The 25,448-nt window shown below is 74.0% G+C and carries 23 protein-coding genes; 8 read left to right on the forward strand and 15 right to left on the reverse strand.

Annotation, left to right across the window (positions count from 1 at the left end; all coding sequences use genetic code 11):
- Positions 1 to 15: 15 nt before the first annotated feature.
- On the reverse strand, positions 16 to 834 hold the full coding sequence (locus tag ACF07S_RS27240; protein ID WP_391966759.1) for a zf-HC2 domain-containing protein: 819 nt from the start codon (positions 832 to 834) through the stop codon (positions 16 to 18).
- A complete protein-coding gene (locus tag ACF07S_RS27245) occupies positions 831 to 1,391 on the reverse strand; it encodes an RNA polymerase sigma factor (protein ID WP_391966760.1) in 561 nt (186 codons plus the stop codon). The genes ACF07S_RS27240 and ACF07S_RS27245 overlap by 4 nt, the downstream gene beginning before the upstream one ends.
- A 236-nt stretch (positions 1,392 to 1,627) precedes the next feature.
- Here ACF07S_RS27245 and ACF07S_RS27250 point away from each other — a divergent pair, with 236 nt between their 5' ends.
- Positions 1,628 to 2,464, forward strand: a complete 837-nt coding sequence (locus ACF07S_RS27250) for an alpha/beta fold hydrolase (RefSeq protein ID WP_391966761.1) — start codon at positions 1,628 to 1,630, stop codon at positions 2,462 to 2,464.
- A 22-nt stretch (positions 2,465 to 2,486) separates the two neighbouring features.
- Positions 2,487 to 3,020 carry a TetR/AcrR family transcriptional regulator gene (locus tag ACF07S_RS27255; RefSeq protein WP_391975393.1) on the forward strand — a complete coding sequence of 178 codons (534 nt, stop codon included), beginning with the start codon at positions 2,487 to 2,489 and terminating at the stop codon, positions 3,018 to 3,020.
- 195 nt (positions 3,021 to 3,215) lie between these two features.
- On the opposite strand, the gene ACF07S_RS27260 is transcribed toward ACF07S_RS27255, so the two are convergent.
- From ACF07S_RS27260 to tap, 5 genes are all read right to left on the reverse strand, one after another.
- Complete coding sequence (locus ACF07S_RS27260; protein WP_391966762.1) at positions 3,216 to 4,262, reverse strand: hypothetical protein; 1,047 nt, start codon at positions 4,260 to 4,262, stop codon at positions 3,216 to 3,218.
- A gap of 10 nt (positions 4,263 to 4,272) precedes the next feature.
- Positions 4,273 to 5,169, reverse strand: coding sequence for an XRE family transcriptional regulator (locus ACF07S_RS27265; RefSeq protein ID WP_391966763.1), 897 nt, complete (start codon positions 5,167 to 5,169; stop codon positions 4,273 to 4,275).
- A complete protein-coding gene (locus ACF07S_RS27270; protein WP_391966764.1) occupies positions 5,169 to 5,396 on the reverse strand; it encodes a hypothetical protein in 228 nt (75 codons plus the stop codon). The genes ACF07S_RS27265 and ACF07S_RS27270 overlap by 1 nt, the downstream gene beginning before the upstream one ends.
- A gap of 625 nt (positions 5,397 to 6,021) precedes the next feature.
- The gene (gene tpg / locus ACF07S_RS27275; protein ID WP_391966765.1) at positions 6,022 to 6,579 is read right to left on the reverse strand and encodes a telomere-protecting terminal protein Tpg; all 558 of its coding nucleotides are present in this window, start codon (positions 6,577 to 6,579) and stop codon (positions 6,022 to 6,024) included.
- A gap of 3 nt (positions 6,580 to 6,582) precedes the next feature.
- Entirely contained in the window at positions 6,583 to 8,676 is a 2,094-nt protein-coding gene (gene tap, locus ACF07S_RS27280; protein WP_391975367.1) for a telomere-associated protein Tap, read from the reverse strand.
- Between the two features lie 292 nt (positions 8,677 to 8,968).
- On the opposite strand from tap, the gene ACF07S_RS27285 reads away from it, so the two are divergent.
- The gene (locus ACF07S_RS27285) at positions 8,969 to 10,153 is read left to right on the forward strand and encodes a hypothetical protein (protein WP_391975368.1); all 1,185 of its coding nucleotides are present in this window, start codon (positions 8,969 to 8,971) and stop codon (positions 10,151 to 10,153) included.
- Between the two features lie 81 nt (positions 10,154 to 10,234).
- Here the strand turns inward: ACF07S_RS27285 and ACF07S_RS27290 are convergent, their stop codons facing one another.
- Together ACF07S_RS27290 and ACF07S_RS27295 are read right to left on the reverse strand one after the other, a co-directional pair.
- Positions 10,235 to 11,794 (reverse strand): protein kinase, encoded by a 1,560-nt coding sequence (locus tag ACF07S_RS27290; protein ID WP_391975369.1) that lies wholly within the window; start codon positions 11,792 to 11,794, stop codon positions 10,235 to 10,237.
- A complete protein-coding gene (locus ACF07S_RS27295; protein WP_391966769.1) occupies positions 11,791 to 12,585 on the reverse strand; it encodes a serine/threonine protein kinase in 795 nt (264 codons plus the stop codon). The genes ACF07S_RS27290 and ACF07S_RS27295 overlap by 4 nt, the downstream gene beginning before the upstream one ends.
- Before the next feature lie 507 nt (positions 12,586 to 13,092).
- Here ACF07S_RS27295 and ACF07S_RS27300 point away from each other — a divergent pair.
- Positions 13,093 to 13,998 carry an endonuclease/exonuclease/phosphatase family protein gene (locus ACF07S_RS27300; protein WP_391975370.1) on the forward strand — a complete coding sequence of 302 codons (906 nt, stop codon included), beginning with the start codon at positions 13,093 to 13,095 and terminating at the stop codon, positions 13,996 to 13,998.
- Here ACF07S_RS27300 and ACF07S_RS27305 read toward each other — a convergent pair.
- From ACF07S_RS27305 to ACF07S_RS27315, 3 genes are all read right to left on the reverse strand, one after another.
- Positions 13,985 to 14,497 (reverse strand): alpha-L-rhamnosidase C-terminal domain-containing protein, encoded by a 513-nt coding sequence (locus ACF07S_RS27305; RefSeq protein WP_391975371.1) that lies wholly within the window; start codon positions 14,495 to 14,497, stop codon positions 13,985 to 13,987. The two genes, ACF07S_RS27300 and ACF07S_RS27305, sit on opposite strands and share 14 nt — an antisense overlap.
- A gap of 153 nt (positions 14,498 to 14,650) precedes the next feature.
- Entirely contained in the window at positions 14,651 to 17,659 is a 3,009-nt protein-coding gene (locus ACF07S_RS27310) for a glycosyl hydrolase (protein ID WP_391975372.1), read from the reverse strand.
- A gap of 148 nt (positions 17,660 to 17,807) precedes the next feature.
- Entirely contained in the window at positions 17,808 to 18,260 is a 453-nt protein-coding gene (locus tag ACF07S_RS27315) for a DUF2809 domain-containing protein (protein ID WP_391975373.1), read from the reverse strand.
- A 346-nt stretch (positions 18,261 to 18,606) separates the two neighbouring features.
- Here ACF07S_RS27315 and ACF07S_RS27320 point away from each other — a divergent pair, with 346 nt between their 5' ends.
- The 4 genes from ACF07S_RS27320 (at position 18,607) to ACF07S_RS27335 (ending at position 21,774) form a co-directional block, all read left to right on the forward strand.
- The gene (locus tag ACF07S_RS27320; protein ID WP_391975374.1) at positions 18,607 to 19,575 is read left to right on the forward strand and encodes an NADP-dependent oxidoreductase; all 969 of its coding nucleotides are present in this window, start codon (positions 18,607 to 18,609) and stop codon (positions 19,573 to 19,575) included.
- 54 nt (positions 19,576 to 19,629) lie between these two features.
- The gene (locus ACF07S_RS27325) at positions 19,630 to 20,067 is read left to right on the forward strand and encodes a heme-binding protein (RefSeq protein ID WP_391975375.1); all 438 of its coding nucleotides are present in this window, start codon (positions 19,630 to 19,632) and stop codon (positions 20,065 to 20,067) included.
- A gap of 693 nt (positions 20,068 to 20,760) precedes the next feature.
- On the forward strand, positions 20,761 to 20,979 hold the full coding sequence (locus ACF07S_RS27330; protein ID WP_391966776.1) for a hypothetical protein: 219 nt from the start codon (positions 20,761 to 20,763) through the stop codon (positions 20,977 to 20,979).
- A gap of 117 nt (positions 20,980 to 21,096) precedes the next feature.
- Positions 21,097 to 21,774, forward strand: coding sequence for a TOPRIM nucleotidyl transferase/hydrolase domain-containing protein (locus ACF07S_RS27335; RefSeq protein WP_391966777.1), 678 nt, complete (start codon positions 21,097 to 21,099; stop codon positions 21,772 to 21,774).
- A 209-nt stretch (positions 21,775 to 21,983) separates the two neighbouring features.
- On the opposite strand, the gene ACF07S_RS27340 is transcribed toward ACF07S_RS27335, so the two are convergent.
- From ACF07S_RS27340 to ACF07S_RS27350, 3 genes are all read right to left on the reverse strand, one after another.
- Complete coding sequence (locus ACF07S_RS27340) at positions 21,984 to 23,423, reverse strand: GH1 family beta-glucosidase (RefSeq protein ID WP_391966778.1); 1,440 nt, start codon at positions 23,421 to 23,423, stop codon at positions 21,984 to 21,986.
- An 83-nt stretch (positions 23,424 to 23,506) separates the two neighbouring features.
- On the reverse strand, positions 23,507 to 24,430 hold the full coding sequence (locus ACF07S_RS27345) for a carbohydrate ABC transporter permease (protein WP_391966779.1): 924 nt from the start codon (positions 24,428 to 24,430) through the stop codon (positions 23,507 to 23,509).
- Between the two features lie 12 nt (positions 24,431 to 24,442).
- The gene (locus ACF07S_RS27350) at positions 24,443 to 25,441 is read right to left on the reverse strand and encodes a carbohydrate ABC transporter permease (protein ID WP_391975376.1); all 999 of its coding nucleotides are present in this window, start codon (positions 25,439 to 25,441) and stop codon (positions 24,443 to 24,445) included.
- Positions 25,442 to 25,448 lie beyond the last annotated feature (7 nt).

Genomic DNA, 25,448 nt, shown 5'->3' on the forward strand with positions numbered 1-25,448 from the left:
GAATCCTGCCTGTGGTCATCGATGGGCTCCCGGCGCGGAGTACGCGCCCCTGCGGGCGATCACGGCACCGGTGCCGAGCGCGAGGATCAGTCCCCACACGGGCAGGGCGCCCGTCTGCAGGACGAAGGTCATACGGCTGGCGGCCAGGGACGGCGCCACGACCACGCCGGCCCACACGGCCACCAGGGAAACAGCGGCCCGGGTCACGCCGACGACACCGCCGAGCGCCAGGGCCGCCGAGGTGAGGGCCAGACAGGGCAGCAGCCACTGCGCGGCCGTCACCCCCGTCGCCCATCCGCCCACCAGCAGCACGGGCACGACCACGACGAGCACGGACGTGGTGCGCCGCAGCACCAGGTGCAGTCCGGCCCTCGGCGTGGAGGCCGTCAGCTCGTACGCCGGGTCCAGGCCTCGCGACCACGACGCCGCGACGCCGAGCACGGGCAGGACCGGGGCCAGCAACTGCACCAGCGACACCTCGCCGGATCCGGTGCCGAGCAGGTCCAGCAGCAGCGCGAGCAGTGTCACGCTCACGACCATGGCCAGCCACGGCACCATCGTGGGCGTCAACCACCCCGACAGCCGCGGCGGCCGGCGCCGGCGGCGCGGCATCGGGGCGGTGGCGGTCAGCCGGGGTCCGAGGCCGGACCACACGGTGTCGACCAGTGCCGCCACGCCCGGCGCCTGCGCCGCGACGGCGGCCGACAGCCGGTCACGGCACACCCGGCACGTCTCCAGATGAGCCTCCAGGGCCCACACCTCGTCGGCGGGGATGTCCGTGCCGCCGCGCGCGTAACCGTCGATGATCCTCATCGACGCGTGTTCCCCACTCATGCCAGCGCCTTCCGCATCGCGATCCGGGCCCGGCGGGCACGGGTCTTGACGGTCCCCTCGGGCAGCCCGAGCAGGACCGCGGTCTCCCGGACGGACATCCCGTCGAGCACCATGGCCTGCAACACCTCTCTGAGCTCCGGGGCGAGGCGCCGCAGCGCGTCGCCGACGTCGCCGCCGACGGTCGCCGCGAGCACCTCCTCCTCGGCGGCGGGCGCCATGGTCCGCGAGGCGGCCGCGGGCGGCGGCTCCGCGTGGTGGGCCCGGCGCCGGAACGCGTCGACGAGGCGGCGCGCGGCGATCGTCCACAGCCAGCCGACGGCCGTTCCTCCGGCCGCGGTGCCGGCGAACGCACCCGCCGCGCGCCACACCGCCAGATACGTCTCCTGCATGACCTCGGCGACGATCTGCTCGTCCGCGCAGCGGCGGCGCAGCCGCACCGCCAGCCACGGCGCGGTGCGCCGGTACAGCTCCTCGAACGCGGCCCGGTCACCCCTGGCCACCAGCCGGACGAGGCGCTCCTCGTCCAGCTCGCCCGGTGCCTTCCTGACTGATCTCACGCCTGCTAGACGCCGGGAACGGGCGGCGAGTTTTCCCTTCGGCGTGATCCCCGTCACATACGGGCGCGACCCGGGCGCCGGGCGTGCGGGTGCCCGGCTCGCGTCCCGGCGGCATCGGGGCGGAAGCCGGACCTCGGGGTGCCGTGGGGGCGGCGGCCCGCCGCATCCCGCCATTGACAGGCTTGGTTAATGAGATTAGCTTTTAGCTAACACAATTAGCTGCATCGAGGGGTGTCATGACCGAGTACCTTGACGTCGACGACGGCACGATCGCTTACGAGGTGGCGGGGTCGGGCCCGCTGGTCGTCCTCGCGCACGGCATGGGCGACAGCCGCGCCGCGTACCGCGCGGTGGCCCCGCAGCTGGTGGCCGCGGGCCATCGCGTCGCCGCGGTCGATCTGCGCGGTTGTGGCGAGTCCAGCGTCGACTGGCCGGCCTGGAGCCGCACCGCCATCGCCGGCGACCTGCTCGCCGTGATCCGCCACCTGGGCGGCCCCGCCGTACTCGTCGGCCACTCGGTCTCCGGCGGCGCCGCCACCATCGCCGCGGCGCAGGAGCCCTCGCTGATCACCTCGGTCGTCGAGCTGGCACCGTTCACCCGCAAGCAGTCGATCCGCCTCGGCGACCTGCGCGTGAAGCGGTTCCGGGAGGCCATGCTGCGGCTGCTCGGCGCGGGCGCGCTCGGCAGCCTGCCGCTGTGGCGCTCGTACCTCGACATGGCCTACCCCGGCGTGAAGCCGGCCGACTGGACCGAGCGGCTGGGCCGCATCGACTCCCTGCTGCGCGAGCCGGGCCGGATGAAGGCCATGCGGGGCATGGGCCGCAGCGCCCCGGCCGACGCCGGCGCCCGACTCGCGGACGTCCGCTGCCCGGTCCTGGTCGTGATGGGCACGCTCGACCCCGACTGGGCCGACCCGCACGCCGAGGGTTCGGCGATTGTCGGCGCCCTGCCGTCCGGCCTCGGTCGCCTCGAGCTGATCGAGGGCGCCGGCCACTACCCGCACGACCAGTTCCCCGACCGGGTGGTCGAGCTCGTGCTCGCCTTCCTCCGCTCGGACGCCGCCCGTGCCTAGGGCCGGCCTCGACCCGACGGCCGTGGTCGCGGCCGGCGCCGCCCTCGCCGACGAGGTCGGCCTCGCCAACCTGACGATGGGTCTGCTGGCCGAGCGGCTGGGCGTGCGCACCCCGTCCCTGTACAAGCACGTGGGCGGCCAGGAGGACCTCAACCGGCGCATCGCGGCCCTGGCGTTGGGCGAGACCGCCGACACCGTCGGCGGCGCGGTCCAGGGATACGCGGGCCGCGCCGCCCTGGCGGCCGCGGCCCGCGCCTTCCGCGCCTTCGTCCTGGAGCACCCCGGCCGGTACGCCGCGACGATCGGCCTGGAACCGTCCGGCCCGGACGACCCGCTGGCCGCCGAGGGGAAGCGGGTGCTCGACGCGTTCCGGGCGGTCCTGCGCGGCTACGACGTCGCGGAGCGCGACACGGACCACGCCCTGCGCATGCTCCGCAGCCTCTGCCACGGCTTCGCCACCCTGCAGGCGGCCAACGGCTTCCAGTGGAGCACCGACGTCGACGACAGTTTCGAATGGCTGATCGCCTTCGCCGACCGGGGCCTGCGCACCCTGTGAGAACGCCGTCGCCGTCGGCCGCTTCGGCGTCACCCGCGCCCCGGTGCGCCCGGTCCGCATGGCCGTGCTCATGTACGCCCCACGGGCACCGGCCCGGCGGACACCTGGAAGGCGCCCCCTTCCGCGGTTGTCGTCACGGGAGCCGGACGGGGTGCCGGGCCGTGCGCAGTCGGGTGTCCGCGCCTGGGGGACGTGTCACGCCCTGAGTCCGGACGGTGCCCTGGACCCGAATCCGGAGGGGGCCGGCGAGAAGGCCAGGGCGGCTCGTGTACGGAAGCGGTTCAGGTAGTAGGTCATGCGGGATCCGCGGCCGTCCGTGCTGCCGGCGGCGGTGGCCGTCTCCCAGCACACGGAGACCGCCTGCTCGAACAGCACGCGCGCGGTGGCGGGTTCCTGGTCCTCGGAGGTGACTTCCACGAGCAGGCGACGAGGGCCCCGCGGCCGTTCGCGGGCCGGGACGGGTTCGACGGCGCTGTCCAGCGGGGACCTGTTGGGCAGCGCTGCGGTGGGCACTGGGTCCGATGCGATGCGGGGGTTCGTGCCGGACGCCGCGGCGATGATGATTTCCAGTTGTTCGGCGAAGTCCTTGCCGGGGACCGGGATCTCCAGGTCGGGGTGGCGGTCGTAGCCGATGGCGACGGCCGTGGTGACGAACTCGATGACGGCCCGTGCGGTCGGCGTGTGCCGGCGCGGGGCGGTGTGGCTGAGCCGGCTGAGGACGCGCAGAACCGTGGAGAGGCTGGTGTCGGCACTGGCCATGCGGCAGGCCGGGGCGTCCTGTCCGGATTCCGTCTCGTCCTGCCCGGTGGGGACGTCGGCCTGGGCGTGCCACAGGGCGGCGGCGTGGGTGTCGCCGCGGGCCAGGTGCTGCAGATAGAGGCAGTAGGAGGCGGGGGCGTCGTCGGCGCCGGCTGCGTACTGCCACCAGAAGCGGGCGCCGTCCTCGGCACCGGCGAGCTGCAGGACGCAGCCGAGGATCCAGGCGGCCCGCGGCTGGGGGAGCTGGTCGGTGAGGAAGTCGGCGAGCTGGTCGGAGGCGCAGTGCGCGACGACCGCCTCGCACAGGGCGGCGAGGCTCTGTGCGGCGCCTTCGTCGGCCGGCTCGGGCCCGGCGCCCCGGAGCGGCAGGCCCTCCTCCATGAGTCCGGCGTAGGCCAGGTCGTCGTACGGGACGGTGTCGCAGGGGACATGGGGCCGGTGCAGCAGCCGCGACTGGGCGAGGAGGTCGTCGATGATCGTCATGGCGGGGGGATCACTCCTGGGGGTCGGTGTCGGGGAGGAGCCGGTGCAGAGCCCCTCGGGCGTGGTGGTCCAGGGTGTGGGTGATGGCCGGGGACAGGCCGATGACGCCCGGCACGGCGTCCGGGGCGATGTCGCACAGGTAGCGCAGGATGGTGACGTCCATCTGGTCCGGGGGCAGACGGGTGATGGTGTCGAAGAACTGCGCGAGGACGTCGATCCGGGCCAGGCGCGCGGTGAGGTCGGTGATCCGTGCCTGGCCGGCGGTGGAGAACGCCGCGGACCTCAGGTCGGGGCGGCCGTCGGGCCGCTTGGCGGCGACCGCGTGGACCCGGGAGCGCAGCAACTGCCAGGCGTAGCGCGGGGTGTCGGGGCTGGCGGTCGCCTCGTCCCAGGTGAGCCAGAGGATGTCGAAGGTCTGGGCGACCAGTTGCCGGGCGCGGCGCTCGGTCTGCAGGAAGGCCTGGGCGTAGGCGGTGTAGGGCTGCCACATCGCCTGGGTGAGCCCGAGGTGGGCGACCGGTTGCTCGTCCGGGCCGGGCGGCTTGACGTCACGGATCCGGTTCCTGATCCAGACGTCGTTCTTCTCGGCCTCCACCGCGGCCGCGGTCCACAGCCGGCGCAGCGGGCCGACGGGGATGTCCAGGGCCCGGATGACGTTGTAGGTGATCTGCCAGCCCGGGTAGTAGCCCTTGCCGCGCAGCAGTTCGGAGAGCCTGGTCTTGGAGTAGCCGGAGAGTTCGCCCAGTTCGTCCAGGGTCAGGCCCTTGGCGACGAGGCACTTGCGAACCGGCTCGAGCCAGGTCCGGTGGAGCGATCCGGCCTCGTCGCAGATCGGCTCGGGCGGGCGGCCGCGGCGACCGGAAGGATCTCCGTCGGGCCGGCCCGGGACCGGGGGCGGTTTCCTCATCACGGCTCCTCGCTCGCGGCCGGCGCGGCGGCCGCGGGAGCCGTCGGTGTCGTGCCCGGCCGCGCACCCGAGCCGCCGCCGAACGCGGAGACGATCTGCTGGATGAGAAGCCCGAGCGAGGGCAGTAACGTGGCCACGGCCGCGAGCTGCCCCAGCACGGTCATCACCGTGCTCCATGCGAGAACCGCCGCCAGTACGGCCACGGTCATCACCTGCCTGCTGTTCATCGCACCTTCCCTGAGAGGGAGAAGAAGTCCGGAAGGGCTCCCCCGCGGCGGTGCTGATGCGCTGCGGTGGGGACCTGGACGACAGCATGGTGCGCCGGGCGCACGCCCTCAACGCGATCAGGGACATGCGGAACAATGACGGGCGTCATCCGCCCGGGTCCCTTACTCCATCACGGCCTTCGGTACGGGCAGATCCAGGCGTAATTAACGCTTTTGATGCCGAAAGCTCACTTCTCGTCGTGGTGCCCGCGGGATGGCGCACCATGGACGAGGGACGCCTGCCCCGGCGTCGCACCTTCCGGTCCGGAAGGCCGCGCGGCCCCTTGTGCTGAAGAACGACCGAAGGGGACCGCTCCGCTTCCGTCCAGCAGTCCACGCGCTGGACGGAAGCGGAACCACGGCGCGCGTCGGCGACACCCCTGCGAGACCCCGGCGCCCGACACGGAATGCCGGACTTCACCCTCGGCGGACCGCGCGCCCGACGCGGCGGGCAAGCCGCCGGACCGCGCCGGCCCCTGCGGCCGCATACCGCTGCCGGCGGTCCGCGGGCGCGAGGTCGCAAGCTGCCGGCGCTCGGGACCCGGCACGGCGGGTCGTCGTCCCCGCCCGGCCCCGATCACCCGCGTCAGTAGTCGAGATCCAGGTAGTCGATGTCGTTGATGGCGACTTCCGAGAGCCCCGCGGCGCGGGCTCCACCGTCCTGGAAGTAGACCTCCTTGAACCCTTCGGCGATGATCCCGCGCATCTCCCGGTCGCCCGCGCCCGTGTCACGGGCGTCGAACAGGCGCTGCGCGTACGCCGGGGGAAGGTGCACGGTGAGTCGCCGGAACCGTCCGTCGTCGGTCGTGCCGACCGGCGCGGTGTACCCGAAACGGGCCCTCGTCTCCACGGTGATCCCGCTCGTGGTGGCGGCCCGCTCCCGCCGGCGCCTGCGCACCTGCGGCTGCCACCGGGCCAGCACCGCTTCGTCGATCTTCGCGGCGACGTCGGCGCGGGCGTGCTTGCGCGCGCCGCGCCGGTAGCGGTTCACGGAGTCGGCGGTGACGCCGATCTCCTCGGCGACGGCCTTCGCGCTGCCCATCTTCCTGATCAGGTAACCGACACGCCCCTTCAGGGTCTTGGGCGGTTGCCGGGTGACGGCCTCCCGGTCGGCCCGCTCGATGGCGTCCTCGATCTCCCCCACGGTTCACTCCCCCTCGTCCAGGACGGCGTCGCCGCCCTTGATGTGGCGGGCGGGGTTGAGGCCCTTCTCCATCAGGTCGACCGCCCACAGCATCGGCTGGACGCCCTCCAGCTTCGCCAGGCCCGGCGACGGTCCCAGACGGAAACCGCCGGGCAGCGGCTTGCCGGACGCGGCGTAAGGCAGGAAGTCGAGCGGGCTGTCACCCGGCGAGGGGTAGACGACGCAGTCGGACAGCACGGCGAGCGGGAACAGGCCCGTCATCCGGGACATGTTCAGCAGCTTGCGGTGCATGTTGACCCGCGCCTTGCTGATGACGGCGGCGCGGATGTCGGGGCGCCAGGTCGGCCGTTCCAGGGCCGGCCACCGCTCGCCCTCCTGGTAGGTCCTGCCCTGCGGACGCTCGCGCAGCTTGCCGACGCCGCCCTTGACCGTGGCCTTGACTGCCGAGAGGACGGCCGCCATGCCCGGGTCGGCCTGCGTGCGGCGCTCCATCGCCTCGAGGAACTCGGCATCGGACAGGTCCTTGGTGACGCCGAGATCGGCGAGAGTGTCGACGTAGGCGTTCTTCAGCCGGTCGTGCCACGGGTCCAGGTACGCGCCGGTCTCGCGGCGGAGATACGCCTCGAGCGGAGCGACGTTGCACCCGAGTTCCTGGGCGTAGGCGACGGTGTGCGTCTGGTACCAGGCCGGCCCCGCCGGGCGCTCCCCGGTCGGCGTGAACGGGCTGGGCAGGCGCGGGTCCAGCTCCACGTGGGAGAGATCCACCAGCCAGGATCCGGGCACCTTGGGGTTGAAGGGTGGGTTCACGAAGTGCTCGGGGCCGGACAGCCCCACCGTGAGCCGGGAGGCGGCGGCGAGGAACGCCGTGTTCAGGTCCAGGCCGACCGCGTACGGCAGATGGCACTCCTCATCGGTCAACAGGTCCACCGGCCGCACCCACTGGTACGCCTCCTCGTCGAGGAAGCCGCCCATCCAGCCGCTGTTCACGACCACGGGATGCTCCTGGGTCGCCTCCGGCGGCGCCGGATCCATCGGGTCCGTCCCGAGACTGCCGGGGTTGTGGCCGGAGACCCAGTTGCCGGTCCGGGGGTCCTGCACGGCCCTCGTGGGCGGGCGCAGTGCGGTCATCAGCTCCAGTCCGGAGACGGCCGTGGAGCCGCGCGGTGTGATGACGCGCCGGGCGTAGACGCCGAGGGCGCGGGCGATGCCGGCCGGCTCCATCTCCGTGACGCCCGGCCACGACCGTTCGTCGAGAGCGTCCCAGGACAGGACGGCGAGCTGTACGCACTGCCGCTGACCGCCCTGTGCCGTGCGGTAGATGCGCGCCCACGGGCCGAACCCGCGCCGGGTGAGCCGCCACTTCGCCTTGGCGACCTGCTTCACGACCGGATGGTCCGCGGGCAGGCGCAGGGAGCGGCGCTGCTCGTGGCCCTCCAGCCGTTCCGGCAGACCGAGCTTCACGGCGGCCGCGGCGGTGAGCACGATCAGGGGGTCGGAGTCCTTGCCGTGGCGGTGCAGCTTCGGCGCCCCGAGACCGGACTCGCGCAGCGTCCACTCCACCAGCTCCGGGACCGTGCGAGCGGGGCAGTCCAGGACGATGCCGTCGACGCCGTACGCGGAGCCGTCGCCGTCCAGCACGGCGAGCGGGCCGTGGGGGAAGCGCGAGTCGACGGCGGGCGCGGCGGCCCTCCTCACGGCCGGGGCCGACGACGCCGTCGCCGGGCGGCGGACGGCCGGTACGGAACCCTTCGCCCCGGGCGCGGCGGCCGGGCCGGCGGACGTTTGCGGTACCGGCTCAGGCCGGGGTGCGACGACCGGGGCGGGCTCGGCGACGGAAGCGCCGGGCGACGCGGGGTACTTGGCCGCCCAGCCCTTCAGCAGCCGCTGATAGGCCGACAGGCGCGGCTCCTTCGGCTCGGAGCGGCCGTTCTCCCAGTTCTTCACCGACTGCGTCGACGTCTTCAAGGCGGCCGCCAGACGCGCCTGGGTGATACCGGCGGCCTCGCGCAACCGGGCGCGCTCCGCAGGAGACGGGAGGAGCGGCTCCTCCTCCAGCAGTGCGTCGACGGACGCGAACAGCTCTTCCTCAGTAGCCACGGTCACCTACCTCCACCCCCGCACACTAGCAGCGCATACCCTCTCACTTAGCCTTCCTCTTAACCCTCCCGGGCGTGGTGTCCGGTCTTTGCGACAGGGCGGCGGCGCCGCTGCTTCAGCCGGTGCCGGCATGAGCTGATCCGGCCACGGGCCCGCGCGTGGACTCCTCACCGCACACCGTGCCGGTCCGCGCCCTGACACATGTCAGGGCTCCCCGGGCTCCGGGGGTGGCTACCGTGGCGGCGTCAGCGGTGGACCCTGCGGTGACGGGGCGACGAGGAGAGGCACGACCATGCGCAGACTCGGACGACTGTTGTCGGGGGCCGTGGCCGCCCCGTTACTGGTGTGGTGTGCCGTCGCCCCGGCCGCCGCCGGGGACGGAGGGCGTGCCGCCACGGCCGAGGTGGCGGCGTCCGCCGCACAGGTGCCGCCGGGGGTCACGGCCGGCGTCGCGGTGTTCGACCGGCAGACGGGGACGTACACCGAACAGATCGCGACCGGTGCTCAGTTCAGGTCCGCATCGGTGGTCAAACTGCTGCTGGCCCTGGACTTCCTGTGGAACCGCGGACCCGATCACAGCATCCCGGACGCCGACCGGGCCCGCCTGGAGCCGATGCTGCGCAGCAGCGACGACACGGCGGCCACCCACTACTGGAGGACCTACGGCCGTGCGGCGATCATCGACCGCATGGTCGGCCGGCTGGGCCTCAGCGACACCGTGCCGCCGCCCGCCGGGTACGAGGAGTACTGGGGCTACACCGCGCTCTCGGCCCGGGACACGGTGACGATCTACCGCTACATCCTGGACAAGGCCCCCGCACCCGTCCGTGACTTCGTCATGAGCAATCTGCGTCGGTCCACACGCTGCGCCTCGGACCGCTTCGACCAGCACTTCGGCATCGCCGGGGCGTTCGAGCGGCCCTGGGCGGTGAAGCAGGGCTGGTCGGGTGACTTCCCGGACGGCACCTGCGGCTCGCCGGCACGCGCCGCGAGCGCCACGGCGGACCGGGCCACGGGCGCCGCTCCCGGTGCGCGGGCCGCCGCGGCGGTGGATCTGGTCAGGCCCGCCCTGCACTCCACCGGCACGGTGGGCGCCGGCGACCGTGCCATCGTGGCCGTGCTCACGCTGCATCCGGCGGGCACCTCCTACGGCAAGGCGTACACCGACATCGGGCGGCTGACCCGCTCGCTGAACGTGCCGGGGGCGGAGCGGCCGTCCGGGACGTGGTTCGGGACCTGGAGCGAGTTCGTCAACGTGCGCAGGGACCCCTCCACCGCCGACGTCCCGCTCAGGCAGCTGCCGGCCGGGGTGGAGGTACTGGTGGAGTGCCAGACGCGGGGCCAGGTCGTCTCCGTGCCGCCCTACACCAACGAGTGGTGGGCCTATCTTCCGCAGCACGGCGGCTACATCTCGAACATCTACATCAGCTCACCGGACAACAAGCTGCCGGGCGTACGGGAGTGCGACACCCCGTAGCCGGTGGAACGGGGGACGAGCGGTGGGCGGGGCCCGGCGGGGCCCTTGCCCACCGCTCGCGGCGGGCCGGCCGGGGCCGCCTCAGCGTTCGTACGCCGCGAGGTGGCGCAGCACCTCCCGCACGTGCGGCCGCACCCGTTCCGGGACGCCGCGTTCCTCGATGACGGCGCGGTCGCTGGTGCGGTAGCCCGCGACGACCAGCGCCTGCAGATCCTCCTTCGGCAGCCCCGCCTGCTTGAAGCGCTGGTCCAGCCAGCACACGTACAGGCTCATGGTGGCGATCGCGTCCGGCGCCGACATGTGGTCCTTGTCGCCGTCGCCGTCCCCGTCGACGGCCCAGGCGCGGAACACCGACGGCGTCCACATGGCGATGCCGTACTCGTCGGTGGCGGGGCGGGCGGCGTTCACGTCGAAGCCGCTCTCCACCTTGAGCATGGCGGCGAGCAGGGCCGGCGTGACCTCCTCGTCGGTGCAGCGATGGGCGGCACGGTCGATGACCGGCCGCAGGGCCTCGGGCACGTCGGAGCCGGGGTGTATGTCACCGGCCGCGGCGCTCCGCGCCCCGGTGGCCCCGCCGGGGGCGCCGCCCGAGCCGTCGTCGCCCGTGCCGTCCTTCCCCGCGCGGCCGTCGCCTCCGAGCAGCGCCATACCGGCGACGGCCACGGCGGTCAGACCCAGCAGCGCGACGACGGCCGGCCCCGGGCGCCGGCGGCGACGGTGCGGTCCTCGCGTCAGCTGCTCGACCCGGGCCGCGATCCTCTGCGCGGTGTGCGGCTGCCGCGCGGCGTGGTCGGGGGCCAGGCAGTCGGCGATCAGGCCGCGCCAGCCGTCCTCGAGTCCGGCGTCGAGCCGCAGCGGGGCGGTGCCGCGCGCGTAGGCCTGCGCCGCGAGTGAGCGGGCGCGGGCCGTGGCTCCCGGGAAGGGATGCAGTCCGCCGGTGAGCACCTGGTGGGCGAGGATGCCGAACGCCCAGATGTCGGCGGTCGGCCGGACCACCGATCCGCGGGTGCCGGTGCGCTGGGACCACCACTCGGGGGGCAGGTGGTCGAGGGTGCCCAGCGGGGGCAGGTGGGCGTGGCTGCCGTCGAGCTCCACGGCCAGACCGAAGTCCGCCAGCCACACCGCGCCGCCGGGGCCCAGCAGGACGTTGGCGGGTTTGAGGTCGCCGTGCACCCACCCGGCGCCGTGCATGTGGGCGAGGCCCGCGGCGACGCCGCCGAGGATCCGGGCGGCGTCGGCGACCGCCCGGCCCGACCCGGCGGCGTCCAGCACGTCCTTCACGCTGGCCTCCGCGCGGTCCATGACCAGCGCGATCGCCCCGTCCAGCGCCGGCAGGCCCGGTACCTCGAGCGTGCGCACGGCGCGCGTACGGACGAGGTGGGGGTGGTCCGCCCCGGCGCTGAACCGCACCTCTCGGGCGACGAGTTCACCGAACGCGGCGCGATGCCCGGGTGCGAGGGCTCCGGTCGGCAGCACCTTCACCGCCACGGGCGTGCCGTCGGCGACCGAGCGGGCCTCGTACACGGTGCCCCACCCCCCGGAGCCGATGACCGCGCCGACTTCCCAGCCCTCGATGCGGAACCCTTCCGGCAGCCGGGGCGGCCGCGGCCCGTCCAGGTCCCCGGGTGTCTGCGGTGTCATGGGCGGGCCTCCTGCGGCACGGGACGGCGGTCGCGTCGCGGCAGCAGGGCGAGGTGCTCCTCGCGCACCAGGCCGAACCGCAGGGCCGTGAAAGCCAGTTGGGCCCGCTTGGCCCCGGTGCGGGCGCCGTCGGCCGGTGCCTCGTCACCGTGGGTGAGACGCAGTTTGGCGAACGCGAGGTAGTCGATGTGGTAGTTCACCGCCGAGCGCGTCAGACTCCGGCACGAGGCCAGCGGGCGCAGCCGCTCCGCGATCTCCCCGGCGCCGGGCAGGGCCGGGTCGGAGGGGTCGCGCAGCCGTGGCTCGCACAGGGCGACGAGCACGAGGAAGTACTTCGACGTCGGATCCAGGGCGAAGGGATGCACGGTCTGCTCCCCGGCGCCGTCACCCGGCTGCTCGCCGAGGTAGGCGTGCTGCGGGGCGAACACCTTGAAGGAGGCGCTGCCCGTCAGAGCCGGCAGCACCACTCGGGAGAACTCGAAGGGCACCGGCGCGCCGAGGCGGCCGGGTGCCACGGTGATGTACTCGCCGGCGCCCTCCAGGTTCTCCACCACGTATGACATGCTGCGGCTGAAGTTGGACAACCGCCAGTAGTCCGCGGCGGCTTCCAGCTGTCCGGCACGGCGCGAGATCCCGGGATCCGGCAGGTCGATCGCCGTGGTTCCGCTTCCGGGCACGCCGCGCCCGAAGTCGATGACGTCCCCGGGACCCAGGTGCAGCAATCCGGGTCTTCCGGTTTCACCCGGTACCGGCGCTTCGGTCTCCGGTAATTGGACGATAACGGTTTCCATCTGGCATTCCCCCAAGGTGGTCGCGTGGATTGTAGTGCGGATTCCGCATACCGCCCTCGCGGTTCGGGAGCCCCGCCGTGTCCCTCGCCGGCCACGGAGGCCGGCCCGCGTGACGGCCCTCGACACGGTCGGCCGGCCTCCGCGGCCGGTCGTCCGGAACACGTCATTGGACTCCGGTTGCCGCCGGGAATCATCGGTGTGCCGTGGGCGCGCGGTCGGTTCACGCCACCGGCGGGCCGGCCGGAAAGGGCGCGGCCGGCAGCCCACCGTGCCGTGCGGGCCGCGCCCCCGCGGTCGTACGGGTGAGCGACGGGGTGCCTCCCGTCGGCCTCGGGAACCGGCCGGTCCGGTGACCCGTCCTGGGCAGCGGGGGCAGACGGATGGGAGGCCTGGGTGTCGGGGAAGGCGGTGGTGGCCCGGTGGACGCGGTACCGAGCCGAGCCGGGGGCCGCGGGCGCCGGCACCGGGCGGGACGGACGGTGGCGGCCGGACCGGGGACGGGGGCGGGTGACCGCGGTGCTCGCGGTGCTGACGGCCGGACTCCTGATCGGGCACCGGGCGGTGCCCGACTCCGTGGGCCGTCCGGGCAGCCTGCTGGAAACGTTCCTTCCGTGGCTCGGCCCGGTGGCCGTGGTGCTGCTCGTCCCCGCTCTGCTGCGCCGTTCGGCCGCCGCGCTGGTGGCGTCGCTGCTGCCGGTGGCGGTCTGGACGCACCTGTTCGGCGGGCTGCTCCTGCCCGGGGCCGGGCCCGGTCCGCGCGATCTGGCCGTGGTGCAGCACAACGTCGGCGACGAGAACACCGACCCGGCGGGCACCGCCCGCGCCCTGGCGGACGCCGGGCCCGATCTCATCGCCCTGGAGGAGCTGGTGCCCCCGGCGCGGGCGGTGTACGCGGGGATCCTCGCCCCGCGCTACCCGTACCACGCCGTGCGGGGAACCGTCGGGCTCTGGTCGAAGCACCCGCTGAGCGGTGCCCGGCCGGTGGACATCAAGCCCCCGGACATCACGGAGACCTGGGAGCGCGGACTGCGGACCGTGGTCCACACACCGCACGGCGACATCGCCGCGTACGTCGCACACCTTCCCTCGGTCCGGGTCGGGGCGGGCGGCCTCGCGTCCTCCCGGCGGGACGGGAGTGCCGGTCTGCTGGGCGAGGCCGTCGCCGCCGAGAAGGTGAGGACGGTCCTCCTGCTCGGCGATCTCAACGGCACCGTCGACGACCGCGGGCTGGCCCCGCTGACCTCACGGATGAACACGGCGGAGCGGGGCTTCGCCTTCAGCTTCCCCGCTGCCTTCCCCGTGGCCCGCATCGACCAGGTCATGGCCCGCTCTGCGACCGTCGGCCACATCCGCACCCTGCCCGCCACCGGCAGCGACCACCTGCCGGTGGCCGCTCGGGTCACACTGCGCTGAACGCATGGCGCCGGCCTGCCTGACGGAACCGGCCGGCCGGGCCCGCGGCGCCGCCGACGAGCGGCATGCCGGCTGTGGCCGCGCCGGGCACGGCGAGGTCCTCGTCGGTGGGGGCGTCGGCGACGACGTGCCGCACGGTGGCCCGGCGGGAGCGCTCGTGCCTCAGGACCGCGGCGGGACCGAGTGGAAGGTCCGGTGTCCCGAACCCACCTGGTACACGGCCTCCTGTCCGCTCACCCCGAGCAGCCGCGCTCCCTTCCGCCTCGGCGCGCCCGCCGGCTGCGGGGACGTGCACCTGCGCGGTGCTTCCGGCGGGGACGTCCACGGTCGGCCGGAAGCGGTCCCGCGTGCGTGCCCAGTCGCTGCGGGCCCTGCCGTACGGCGTGCGGCAGGAGCCGGACGCCGACGTCATGCCGCCCTCGACGGCCGGGTCGATCAGCAGCTCGGCGTATCGGCGCAGACGCCAAGCGCCGCCACAGCGGGCGTCAGGGGTTCTCACGGGATGCGCAAGGGACGCACAGAACACTCTGATGTGCGCGACTTGAGCGCACGGGGGCATGCCGCTGTGCGGACGGGCGTGGGCACCGTCCGCACAGCGGCTGTCTCACAGCCGGACAACTCCGGTGGGAATCAGGCGGGTTGAAACGTTCAATCAGAGGGCGGACTGCGCGTACGGCACCAGGCGGACCGGGCCCACGAGTCCGTGGTCCTGGCGGGCGACTCCGCCGAAGACCTCCGGACGGGTCGTCCGGAGGCGGTTCACGAGCGGTGTCGCCACCTCGATCTCGATGGTGTTCTCGCCCCGCCGCAGCAGCGGACCCACGTCGATGACGGGGCACAGACGGTCGGCGGGGCCCGAGTCCCGTCCGTTGACCGTGACGCGGAAGGTGTCGCTGACCTGTCCCAGGTCCAGCACGGCGCCGTGGGAGGAGGTCCAGTCGTCCGGGAGCACCACGGTGGTGCGGTACGTGCCGATGCCGGCCGAGTCCGCCAGTTCCGGTATGCGCGACCAGGGCAGCAGGGTGTCCAGCTCCACGCTGCGGCGCACGGTCTCGGTCCGGGTCGCGTCGGAGCCCGGGAACCAGTCGTCCACGTCGAGGTGCCAGCGGTCCGGCTCGATCGCGGCGGGCACGGACGGCAGGGTGGTGGTGACCGTGCGGCCCTGCGACAGACGGGTCCGGTACGTGCCCGCCGCGCCGGCCCGCACGGTGAGCCCGTCACGGGTGAACAGCACTTCGTCGGCGTCCGAGGAGACGGCGTGCGGACGGTTGCCGTTGCGGTCCCCGAAGAGGCCCGGCCGGCCCAGCGCCACGATGGCGGTCTGGCCGGGCCGCAGCGCGACGCGCAGGGTGATCTCGTCGTCCTGCCGCGTGTACCGCGCGGCTCGTTCGGCCCTGCCCGTCCAGGGGTCGAGCAGGTAGGGCACGAACTCGCGGCCGCGGGTGCAGCGCAGGGTGACGTCGTGGTCGATCGCGGCGACGGGCGGCTTGACGGTCTCGGCGTGCTTGCCGTTGCACAGGTAGTAGAAGTCCGCCTGCTCCGTCACCCGGTGGGCGTTGAGGAGCGTCGAGGCGGTGGAGTAGCGGGCGTCGGGGGTGACGCCGAGGGCCGTGAGCGCGTTCCCGACCGCCGTCTTGTCGGTGACCCGGGTCACGTTGGGCAGGGCGAGCAGGCGGGCCAGGACGTCCCGCAGCCGCCCGGTCTCGCCCGACGCCGGCACGCCCGGCGTGAGCGCCTGGTCGAAGGCGCCGAGGAGCACCGTGGGCAGCCCGGCCTCGGCGAAGCGGAGCAGCTTGCGGGCGTCGGCCAGAGCCAGGGTCGGGGTGGAGCCGTAGAAGAAGTCGCCCTCGACGAACAGGGCCTTGTAGGCCGGGCCGTCCGGCGCGAGCCGGCCGCCGGACACCCTGGCGTTGGGCAGGTCGAGCAACGGGCCGCTGATGAACTGGTGGGTCCACCCGAGCGGGACGCCGGTCGAGGTGAACCAGGACGCGCCGATGCCGGTGGCGGAGTAGCCGGTCTGCCGGAAGACGGCGACGTCCGCGCGGACCGTGCCGGCCTGGAGGACCTGGTGGACGCGGCCGAGGTAGCCGGAGATGTCCTCGGCGTGCCGCCAGGTGGGCTGCCGGGGGCCCCAGGACTCGCTGTAGCCGGCGGTGCCGTTGTACGGGCTGAAGGCGGCGAAGCCCGGCCACTGCGACTCCGGGGCCTTCGCGTAGGAGAAGCCGTGCAGGACGGTCTGGTTGACGCCGGCCGCGTAGGCGCCGCCCATGGTGCGCAGCACGCGGTCCCAGGTGGTGCTGTAGGCGGAGCCGTTGTAGGCGCCCGACTCGCAGGAGAGCACGGTGTGTCCCGCCATGTCCCGGCCGCCGGCCAGGCAGCGGTAGTCGTCGAGGTTCTTGAAGCCGAGGGACTCGCCCTCGGCGATGTCGAGCAGCGCGGCGGAGGCGATGGAGTCGGTCTGCAGGCCGTAGGGCTGGGCGCGCAGCGTCATGCCGAGGCCGTGCGCCCAGTCCCGCAGGGCGCGCACGTGGTGGCGGTTGAACAGGTCGGACACGGTGGCCCAGAAGTCGTGCCGGATCTGCCGGGTCAGCTGGGCGTCGAAGGCGAACACCTGGTTGCTGTCGTCGAGGACGACGGCGGGCAGGTGGGGCAGCAGGGGGCGGCCCGTGCGCTTCTCGAACTCCTCCGGCAGCCGCCGCGTCCAGAGCAGTCCGTCGGTCTCCAGTTCCACGGAGTCCTCGAAGAAGGCGCCGCCCGCGGCTTCGAGCAGGCGCCGCAGGGAGTCGGTCAGGATGTGGCGGTCCCAGAAGTCGGTGACGGCGGTGGTGCCGGCCTCGCTGAGGTGGTCGACGACGTAGGCGGCGGGGGCGGTGTGGGGTCCCGATTCCGGCTGCTGTCCCGAGCCGCGCTGCCAGTACGAGATCAGCACCCAGTCGCCCTCGGCGGGCGCCGTCCACTCCAGGGTGCCGTCGGTGACGGCGCCGGTCAGGTCGCGGACGCTGTCCGGGGCGAGCCCGGTCTCCTTGCGGGTGGAGTTGGCGGTGTCCACCCGGGCCGCCTGGACGGCGAGGAGGCGCTCGCGGGTGACACCGGAGGCGGCCTTGTGCGCGGGCCGGGGCACCGGTCCGCGGTAGGTGGCGCCACCGGTCAGCGGGATCCGGCCGTGGACGAGTTCCTGCGTCGCGGCTTCGTCGTCGGGGGTGACACCGGGGACGGCCGCGGGCCAGCTCGGGCCGAGGGTGATGTCCACGGTGAGGCCGCGCCTGGCCGCCCGGCGCAGGGCCGCCTCCACGCCGTCGCGCCAGGACCTGCCGCCCCAGCCGTGCCGGGCGGTGTCGAGCAGCGACTTGTCCCTGATGCTGTGGTGCACGGCGGCGATCTCGGCCCCGCCGAAGCCCGCGTCGGCGATCTGGTCGATCTCGCGGGCGATCTCGTCGGGGTCCACCAGACCGTCCGGCCACCACCAGCGGAACTTCGGCCGCACCGACCTGCCGGGCGCGGCGAACCAGTCGGCGGTGTGCTCCGCACCGCCGCCGGTGCGGGGAAGGGCGGCGGCGACGGGTGAGGCGGCGCCGAGGGCGGCCGCGGCTCCGACGGTCACGGCCGCGGCGAGGACCGTGCGTCTGGACATACCGCCACGCTGCGAGACGGATTCGTACATGGTTGCACCCCAGAGAAGTGGTTCACGTGCGTTGAATCGTTTCAATCGCCATCAAGTGCGGGAACGCTAAACCGCGCGGCTCGGGCGGGTCAAGGTGCCGAACGGAAGGTGTCGCCGGACGGCTTCACGCCGGCGTCCCCCCGCGCCGTCACGACGACCCGCGATCACCGGGGCCGGAACCGGAACCTCGCCCCGGCACCACACGTCCGGCCGGGGCGAAACGGCCGACGACCGCGCCGACCGCGCACCGGACCGGATCCGGTGCGCCGAAGGCGGAACCGAGGACCGGGCGGGCCGCCGTGCCGTGCCGGGAGAACTCCACCGGCAACCCGCTGAGCTGCGGAAACCCGATCCCCCAGCCGAGGGACAAGGCGACTGTGCCGGCCTGGAGCGGTGCCACCCGCGGCGTCGCCGGGACGAGCGGCACGACGGTCAGCAGGGTGTACAGGGCGTCGCCGCCGTACTCGGCCACCGCCCCCGGCGTCACAGCCCTGAGCCCCGGTCCCGCGCCGACCGTCAGCGACACGGCCGCGGCCGCCGCGAGTCGCGTCCGTACCGGATCGCCGCCGGGACCGGCGCCGGTCCCGGCGCGTGCGGTCACGGGGTCGTTCCGCCGGACGGGCGCGCTTCACCCACCCGGATGCGCGAAAGAGCCGCGTGAGCCCCCGTCACCGCTCGGCGGGGAGGGCGTGGTCGATGTCGTCCCCGGCCCATGAGCGGTACGGGGCACGGCAGGGGCCGGCCGGCGTGGACGTCGTGGTGCTCGCGCCCAGCGCCGAGGCAGGTGGCCGTCGTGCTCGCTCTCCCCGTCGGGACACTTCTCCCCAGGACACTTCCCGATGGGAAGGAGAGGATCTCAGATAGCCGCCCCCCCGGGGGACGGCGTCGTCGGTGTCCGGGGAGAGCCGCGGAGGCCCTCCACAGAGCGCTGTTCCAGGAGATGACGTATGTCCGCAGACACGATGCGCGCGGTGGTGCAGGACGGTTTCGGCGGCCCGGAGGTGCTGCGGGTCCGGCAGGTGCCGCGGCCGGCGCCGCTGCCCACCGAGGTCCTGGTCCGGGTGCACGCCGCCGGCGTCAACCCGGTCGACTGGAAGACCCGGGGCGGCACCGGCATGGCCGGCGTGCTCGGCGAGCCGCCGTTCACCGTCGGCTGGGACGTGTCCGGCGTGGTGGAGGAGGTCGGCTTCGGCGTGACCACGCTGAAGGCCGGCGACGAGGTCTACGGAATGCCGTGGTTCCCGCGCGCCGCGAACGCCTACTCCGAGTATGTGACCGCGCCGGCCCGGCAGTTCGCCCGCAAGCCGGCCACCGTCGACCACGTGCACGCCGCCGCCGTGCCACTGGCGGCGCTGACCGCCTGGCAGATCGTCGTCGACACCGCCCGTGTGCGGGCCGGCCAGCGTGTCCTGGTCACCGCCGCCGCCGGCGGGGTGGGTCACTTCGCCGTCCAGGTCGCCCGGCACCTGGGCGCCCATGTGACCGCCACCGCCGGCGCCGCCCGCCACTCCTGGCTCAAGGAAATCGGCGCGCACGAGACCGTCGACTACACCGCCACCCGCTTCGAGGACGCCACCGCCGACATCGACGTCGTCATCGACCTGGTGGGCGACGCCCACGACCTGACGAGCACCCGCTCGCTGAAGGTGCTGCGCCCCGGCGGTCTGCTGGTCGCGGTCCCGGCCGGGGTCTCCCCCGAACTGGCACGGGCCGCCGGGGCGGCCGGGGTGCGGGCCACCTCCTTCCTGGTCGAGCCGGACGGCACCGCGCTGACGACGATCGCCGGCCTGATCGACGCCGGCGAGGTCGTCGTGGAGGTGGAGAAGACCTTCCCGTTGGAGCGGGCCGGCGCGGCCCACGCCCACGGCGAGGCCGGCCGCACCCGCGGCAAGCTCGTCCTGACGGTCGCCGGCTGACCACCGGGACGCCCCTCCTGAAGCGACATCGCGTTCCACGGGACCGGCCCGGCGGTGCACGGGCCGCCGATCCCGAGGTGCCCGTCACCCGGGTGGCCTCCACCTCCGCCCCTCCGCCGCGGTGAGAGGGCCCACCCGCCTCGCCCGCCCCGGACCACACGTACCGCTCGGCACCGCACCACACCGAAGGGCCGCTCCCGCACCGACGCGCCCTTCCTCCCCACCGATGCCGCTCCCGGCGAGGCGTGGACCGCGGCTTCCCTCCCCGCCGCCGCTCACACGGGGAACGGCCACCTCGCCGACCCGCGGATCGCGCCGCCGGCCGGCCGCCCGCGTCCGGGGCGTGCGATGGCGGTCGGCGGCGGACGCCCGGTCGGCGGGGGCTGCCGGCGCGCCGGCAGCCCCGGAATCTCCGGCGGCAGCCACGCACAGGACCGGCGAACCGCCGGGGAAGCCCTCGCCGCCCCGGGGGCGAGCCGCCCCGCTCACTGACCGCACGGGTGGTATGCCGGGCGGCGGCGGGGCCGGCCGCGCCTGCGGCGGCCGGCACCGGCCGGACCGGGGCGCGGAGCGACCCCGCGGTCCGGGCCGTGTCCGGGCGACAGGCGTTCCGCCAGGTCGCATAGGACAGTAAGGACCATGAACCGTCACCGACGCCCGCCCCGACGGGCACCATGGATCGCGGGCGGCATCGCCCTGCTCGTCCTCGGCGGCATCGGCCTGTGGGCGTTGGTCGCGACGGACGGCGGCACGCCCCGCCCCGAGCCGTCGGCCTCGGCCGACCTGTCCCTGCCGACGCTCAGTCCCCTGCCGCCCTGGACGTCTTCACCGGAGGCGTCGGCCACGGCGCGGCAGCCGTCGCCACGCACCCGGACGCCCGAGCCGGCGACAACCCGTCCGCGTCAGCCGGCGCCGTCGGGCAACCGGCCGACAGGCCACCCCACGGCGGCCGTCCCGTCGGCCGCACCGACCCCGGGAACGGCTCCGGCACGGTCGGCGGCGTCCACCCCCTCGGCGCCACCCCCGCAGCACGTGCCGACGCGGACCCCGCGGACGCGGCCGGAGCCGTCGGCGCCCGTCCCACCGCCACCCTCCGCTCCCGCTTCCCGGCCGATCCCACTCGTTCGGACGCCCGCTCCGGCACCGTCCACGCCGGCACCCTCCACGCCGGCGCCCTTCACCCGGATGCCGACACAGGCGGGCGACGGCATCGAGCCGGTGACGACCGAGTGGTCCACCTCCCCGGCGGCGGTGGCCGCCGCCCGGCGCATGGCCACCGCCGACACGGTCGGTGACCCGGCTTGTGCACTGGCGGCCGTGGGGCGGCCGGACCCCGGACTGGTGCCGCGGTGCGGCCACATCGCCATCGGTCACCACGGCGGCTACTGGTGCCTGATCTGGTAGGAGCGGGGCCGGTCCTCGCCTCGCCGGGGAGCGGCCCCGAAGGCCCGGGGGTCCCCGCCGTCGGTGGCGGGCGGATATCGGCTACCGTGGCCGCCGGAAACGGCGGAGACTCGGCACATGGCAGACATGGGGGCGTTCCGGGAGGCGGTCACCGCGTGGGCGGCCGGAGGTCCCGGCGATCCGGCGCGTGAACTGGCCGCGCGCCTGCCCGTACGGGCTGCGGTCCTGCTCGAGGGACTGAGCGACGCCGCCGCGGTCGGCGCACTGGCCGCGAGCCGCGGCCGGGACCTGGCGGCCGAGGGGGTGTGCGTCCTGCCGATGGGCGGTGCGATGAACGTCGGGCGGTTCGCCCGCCTCCTCGGGCCGTCCGGGCTGGGGCTCCGCCTCACGGGACTGTGCGACGAGGCCGAGCGCGGTTACTACGCCCGCGGCCTGCAGCGGGCCGGTGGGCGGGCGGGGGACTTCTTCGTCTGCGCGGCGGACCTGGAGGACGAGCTCATCCGCGCGCTGGGCGTGACACGGATGGAAGAACTCGTCCGGGCGGAGGGCGACCTGCGCGCCCTGCGGACCTTCCTGCGCCAGCCGGCCCAGCGCGGCCGCACCCCGCAGCAGCAGTTGCGGCGCTTCCTCGGCACGAAGAAGGGCCGCAAGATCCACTACGGTCGGGTCCTCGTCGAAGCCCTCCACCCCCAGCGCGTACCGGCGCCGCTCGACGGTCTGCTCACCGGCCTCCGACCGCCGGGCGGACCGGCTCCGGCGGGAGGAGGCGCACGGAGCGTCTTTCCGGCCGCGTGAACGCTGCGGAGTGGCGCCCGGACCTTCACCGGCGCCGGTTCGCCCGTACGCCGGGGCCGTGGGCAGGTGCCGCCTCCGCCGTCGTCGTACCGCCGGCGGCCGGCGCGGTCACCGCGCGCGCCCCCGTACCCCGGTATGCGGGGTGCGGGGGCGCGTCGGCCGTGCGGCACGGCGCCGGGCGGGAGCCGAGGTCCCCGTCCCGTGCCCGGTCAGGCGCCGGGCAGGACTCCGGTGCGGGCGATCCCGGAGTACCAGCGGGCGCTGGCCTTGGGGATGCGCGTGCCGGTCGGATAGTCCACGTAGACGGTGCCGAAGCGCTTGCTGTAACCGTGTGCCCACTCGAAGTTGTCCAGCAGCGACCACAGGAAGTAGCCGCGCACGTCCGCGCCGTCCGCGATGGCCTGGTGGACGGCGGCCAGGTGACCGCGCAGATAGGCGATCCGGGCGGGGTCGTTGACCTGGCCGGCGGGGTCGGCGTAGTCGTCGAAGGCGGCGCCGTTCTCCGTGATGACCAGCGGCAGCTCGGGGAAGTCCGACGACAGCCGGCACAGCAGCTCGTGCAGGCCGCTGGGGTCGATGGCCCAGCCCATGGCGGTGGTCTCGCCGGGCGGCTGGTGGAAGGCGACCCGGTCGGAGCCCGGCCAGGGGCTGTGGTCGCTCCTGCCGTGTCCGTCGCTGGTGTGCGTCCCGCTGTCGTCGGCCTCCGAGACGAGCGTGGGCGAGTAGTAGTTGACGCCGAGGAAGTCCAGCGGCTGACGGATCCGCTGCAGGTCGCCGTCGTGCACGAAGGACCAGTCGGTCAGCGCCGCGGTGTCCTTGAACAGGTCCTCCGGGTAGGCGCCCCGCAGCATCGGGCCGGTGAAGACCCGGTTGGCGAGCGCGTCGATCCGGCGGACCGCGTCGGCGTCGGCGTCGCTGCCGGTGAGCGGGCGGACGTGGTGGATGTTGAGGGTGACCGAGCACTGGGCGTCGGCGGGGATGCGGTCCCGCAGTGCCTGGACGGCCAGGCCGTGGGCCAGGTTGAGGTGGTGGGCGGCGCGCAGCGCGGCGACCGGGTCGGTGCGGCCGGGCGCGTGCACACCGGAGCCGTAGCCGAGGAAGGCGCTGCACCAGGGCTCGTTCAGGGTGGTCCAGGTCTTCACCCGGTCACCGAGGGCGTCGGCGGCGAGGGCCGCGTACTCGGCGAACCGCTCCGCCGTGGCGCGCTCGGGCCAGCCCCCGGCGTCCTCCAACTCCTGCGGCAGGTCCCAGTGGTAGAGGGTGGCGACGGGCTGGATGCCCTTGTCCAGCAGGTCGTCGACGAGGCGCCGGTAGAAGTCCAGGCCCTTCTGGACCGCGGGGCCGCGGCCGGTGGGCTGGATACGGGGCCAGGCGAGGGAGAAACGGTAGGCGCCCAGGCCGAGTTCGGCCATGAGGGCGACGTCCTCGCGCCAGCGGTGGTAGTGGTCGGTGGCGATGTCACCGGTGTCGCCGTTGCGGACCCGGCCGGGGGTGCGGGCGTAGGTGTCCCAGATCGACGGGGTGCGGCCGTCCTCGGCCGCGGCCCCCTCGATCTGGTAGGAGGCGGTGGCGGAGCCCCAGAGGAAGCCCTTGGGGAAGGTACGGGCGGCGTCCGGGGCGGACGCGGGCTGCTGGGCTGCGGTGACCACGTGGGTCCTTTCTGGGAGGGCTGTTCGCGGGGAACGCGAAGGCCGGAAGGGGGTGCGGGTTCGCGCCGGGCGGGCGCGGCGGGTCAGCCCTTGACGGCGCCCGCCATGATGCCGCTGACGATCTGGCGGCCGAAGACGATGAACATCGCCAGCAGGGGCAGCGTGCCGAGCAGCGCGCCCGCCATGATCAGCGACTGGTCGCGGACATAGCCCGCGCTGAGCTGGGTGAGGGCGACGGGGACCGTCGGGTTGGTCATGTCGAGCACCACGAACGGCCAGAAGAAGTCGTTCCACGCGTGCACGAACGTGATCATGAACAGGACCGCCATGGCGGGCCGCGCGACGGGCAGCACGATGCTCCAGAAGATCCGCAGCGAGTGCGCCCCGTCCACGCGTCCGGCCTCGACGAGTTCGTCCGGCAGCGCCTCGGACAGGTACTGCCGCATGAAGAACACGCCGACCGCGCTCACCAGCGTGGGGAAGATGACGGCGGGCAGCTGCTGCGACCAGCCGAGTTCGGACATCATCATGAACAGCGGTACGACGCCGAGCTGCGGCGGCACCAGCATGGTGCCGATCACCAGCATGAGCAGCGCGTTGCGCCCCTTGAACCGCAGTTTGGCGAAGGCGAACCCGGCCAGGGTCGCGAACATCACCGTGGACAGGGCGATCACCCCGGCCACGATCAGGCTGTTGACCATGGCCTTGCCCATGGCCGCCTCGTCCCAGGCCCGGGCGAGGTTGGTGAACAGGTTCGGGCCGGGCAGGAACGGCGGCGGCGTCTGGCTGACCCGGGTGTTGTCGGTGGAGGCCGCCACCATCGTCCAGTACAGCGGGAAGAGGGACAGCAGCGCCATGATGACGAGCAGGACGTAGGCGAGCGGACCCGCGTGGTGCTGGCGGCCGGCGCGCTGGCGCAGCAGCCGGCGGCCGCCGCGGCCGGCCGGTTTCCCGTCGGGTGCACGGTCCGGCGCGTCCGTCCGGGCCGGGAGGCTGTGGGTGGTCATGACGACTCCAGGTCAGGACGTGCGGGAACGCAGGCGCTTGATCAGGCGCTGCGCGACGAGGACGAGGACGAGCAGCAGGCACATGGCCCAGGCGACGGTCGCCGAGCGGCCCATCTGGTAGTTCTTCCAGCCCTCCTCGTACAGCAACAGGCCCAGCGTCTGGTACTGGTTGTCCGCGCCGCCGGTGACACCGTTGGGGCCCTGGCCGAAGATCAGCGGCTCACCGAACAGCTGGGTGGCGCCGATCGTGGAGAGCACGATGGTGAAGACGATGGTGGAGCGGATCCCGGGGACGGTGACGTGGGTGAACTGCTTCCACCGGGAGGCGCCGTCCAGCGAGGCCGCCTCGTAGCGGTCGGCGGGGATGGCCTGCATGGCGGCCAGGTAGAGCAGGGCGTTGTAGCCGGTCCAGCGCCAGATGACGATGGTGGAGATCGCCACCTGGGCGGGCCACTTGTCGGCCTCCCAGTTCACCGGGTCGATGCCGACCGTGCCGAGCGCCCAGTTGATCATGCCGAAGTCGCGTTCGAAGATCATGGTGAAGACCAGGGCCGCGGCGGCGACCGAGGTGGCGTACGGCACCAGCGAGGCGACGCGGAAGAACAGCGAGGCGCGCATCCGGTAGTTGAGCAGGTGTGCCAGGCCGAGCGCCATCAGCAGCTGCGGCACCGTGGAGATGACGCCGATGGTGATGGTGTTCTGCACGGCGTTCCAGAACCGTGAGTCGCCCCAGAGTTCGACGTAGTTGTCGAACGCCACCCACTCCATGACGTCGAGGGTGGCCAGTTCGACCCGGTGCAGGGAGATCCACGAGGTGTAGATCAGGGGGTAGAAACTGAACGCGGCGAAGACGACGAAGAACGGCGCGACGAACGCGTACGGCGCGCCCTTGATGTCCAGACGGTGCAGCAGTGCCCCGCGCCGGCGCGGGGCACTCGGCTCGCCGCCCGTCCTGCGCGGCGGGCCTGGCGGCTCCTCGCCGGCCAGGGCCTTGGTGGTGGAGGTGGCCACCGGACTT

It is taken from the genome of Streptomyces sp. NPDC016640 (genome assembly GCF_043076215.1).
Lineage (GTDB): Bacteria > Actinomycetota > Actinomycetes > Streptomycetales > Streptomycetaceae > Streptomyces.

Coding starts and splice junctions, on each gene's coding strand:
- ACF07S_RS27240 (WP_391966759.1), bottom strand. CDS start 834: ATGAGTGGGGAACACGCGTCGATGAGGATCATCGACGGTTACGCGCGC.
- ACF07S_RS27250 (WP_391966761.1), top strand. CDS start 1,628: ATGACCGAGTACCTTGACGTCGACGACGGCACGATCGCTTACGAGGTG.
- ACF07S_RS27260 (WP_391966762.1), bottom strand. CDS start 4,262: ATGACGATCATCGACGACCTCCTCGCCCAGTCGCGGCTGCTGCACCGG.
- ACF07S_RS27265 (WP_391966763.1), bottom strand. CDS start 5,169: ATGAGGAAACCGCCCCCGGTCCCGGGCCGGCCCGACGGAGATCCTTCC.
- ACF07S_RS27270 (WP_391966764.1), bottom strand. CDS start 5,396: ATGAACAGCAGGCAGGTGATGACCGTGGCCGTACTGGCGGCGGTTCTC.
- ACF07S_RS27285 (WP_391975368.1), top strand. CDS start 8,969: ATGCGCAGACTCGGACGACTGTTGTCGGGGGCCGTGGCCGCCCCGTTA.
- ACF07S_RS27290 (WP_391975369.1), bottom strand. CDS start 11,794: ATGACACCGCAGACACCCGGGGACCTGGACGGGCCGCGGCCGCCCCGG.
- ACF07S_RS27295 (WP_391966769.1), bottom strand. CDS start 12,585: ATGGAAACCGTTATCGTCCAATTACCGGAGACCGAAGCGCCGGTACCG.
- ACF07S_RS27310 (WP_391975372.1), bottom strand. CDS start 17,659: ATGTACGAATCCGTCTCGCAGCGTGGCGGTATGTCCAGACGCACGGTC.
- ACF07S_RS27320 (WP_391975374.1), top strand. CDS start 18,607: ATGTCCGCAGACACGATGCGCGCGGTGGTGCAGGACGGTTTCGGCGGC.
- ACF07S_RS27330 (WP_391966776.1), top strand. CDS start 20,761: ATGCCGACACAGGCGGGCGACGGCATCGAGCCGGTGACGACCGAGTGG.
- ACF07S_RS27335 (WP_391966777.1), top strand. CDS start 21,097: ATGGCAGACATGGGGGCGTTCCGGGAGGCGGTCACCGCGTGGGCGGCC.
- ACF07S_RS27345 (WP_391966779.1), bottom strand. CDS start 24,430: ATGACCACCCACAGCCTCCCGGCCCGGACGGACGCGCCGGACCGTGCA.